1 protein-coding gene and 1 pseudogene are annotated in these 1,319 nt (G+C 27.2%); both read right to left on the reverse strand.

The window, feature by feature from the left end; translation table 11 throughout:
- Positions 1 to 2 precede the first annotated feature (2 nt).
- On the reverse strand, positions 3 to 242 hold the full coding sequence (locus EZH24_RS12000) for an anti-anti-sigma factor (protein ID WP_137999305.1): 240 nt from the start codon (positions 240 to 242) through the stop codon (positions 3 to 5).
- 42 nt (positions 243 to 284) lie between these two features.
- Positions 285 to 1,319 (reverse strand): annotated as a pseudogene (locus EZH24_RS12005) (chemotaxis protein); the annotation flags it as partial.

Raw genomic sequence — 1,319 nt, forward strand, 5'->3', positions numbered from 1 at the left:
ATTTAATTATTCAAATATTCAATAAATAAATTATCAAGTCCTTCAACTATAAGTTTTTTTTGATTTTTATCAAGTTCTTTTTTCACGGCGTAAAGTATTTGAAGCCCCGCCAAATCGACATTAGAACCTTCGGGAAATTTTACCGTGATATCCTCGTTATAATTTGCGGCTTTAAAAACATTTTTGAAATATTTTCCCATAGTCCTAACATTAAGATTATCGTCTAATTCCATAACGGACATTTTAATACCTCCGATTAAATTATAATATATTATAAATCTATATTAAAATAAAGTAAAATCGCCGCTGTCGGCTCCTTCCTCTATATTTATATCGACATTTGGCGCGTTTTCTCCAGCTAAAATACTATTCGCTATCGTTCTCTCTTTCTTTATCGTATATGAATTTATAATATCCCAATATTTATCGCTCTCTATTTTCCAATCTTCAATTCCCAAAGAACTATAATATTTGTCTTTCTTTTCTTTTATAATGTTTCTCATTTTATCAAAAATATCCGTAATTTCGTTTATTTTCGCAAGCAAAGTATTCAAAGAATTCAAATCGATTAAAGTTTTATCTATTAAAACGAATAATTCCTTAGCATGATTTTCCAAACTTTTAACATTATTGTCTATTATATATTTCGATTCTTCGAGCCTTTTGCTAACATTTTCCGTCATAGATTCTATAAAATCATGTTCGTTGGATTGAGAATTGATACTTATTTTAAATTTATTTATAGATACTATTATATCCGCTTTAATGTCTTTAAATTGTTCCAAACATTCGTCTACCGTTTCCGTTATATTTGCGGCTATAGATTCGATTGTTTCTATAGAAAATGTTTGCGAGCTTGTAAAAACATCCGCATTTTTTTCAAGTTCTATTTTCGATAAAAAATTAATAGAATTAAAAGCCTTCGCTATATTTTTTGTCTCTAAAAACATATTTTCCAATTCTTCTATAGAATCTATTATTGTAGTATTATTGTCGGATATTTTATATTTATTCGTCAATGATAATTGAAAATTTTCCATATAAAGTTTGATAAAGTTAATATATTCTTCAAAAATAGAATTCGATACGGTAAAAGGAAATTCCGATTTTCCAGATTCCGTTCCTATCATATATTCCACTATCGTGTCTCTGTCTAGCGAAATGTCGGCTAAAATTTCCTCAAACTCTTTTAAACTCTTATATATAAAAGAATTCGTGTCGCTTATTTCTTTATGAATCGATTTAAAATTTTCTATAATCAAATTTAATACCAAATCGTCAAAAGTTAATAAATTTAATACCAAATCGTCAAAAGTTAC

Origin of the sequence: Brachyspira catarrhinii (assembly GCF_005518285.1) — a bacterium.
Taxonomy (GTDB): Bacteria; Spirochaetota; Brachyspiria; order Brachyspirales; family Brachyspiraceae; genus Brachyspira; species Brachyspira catarrhinii.

Bases quoted from the DNA above. Each gene is read 5' to 3' on its own strand.
- EZH24_RS12000 (WP_137999305.1), bottom strand. From the start codon at position 242: ATGTCCGTTATGGAATTAGACGATAATCTTAATGTTAGGACTATGGGA.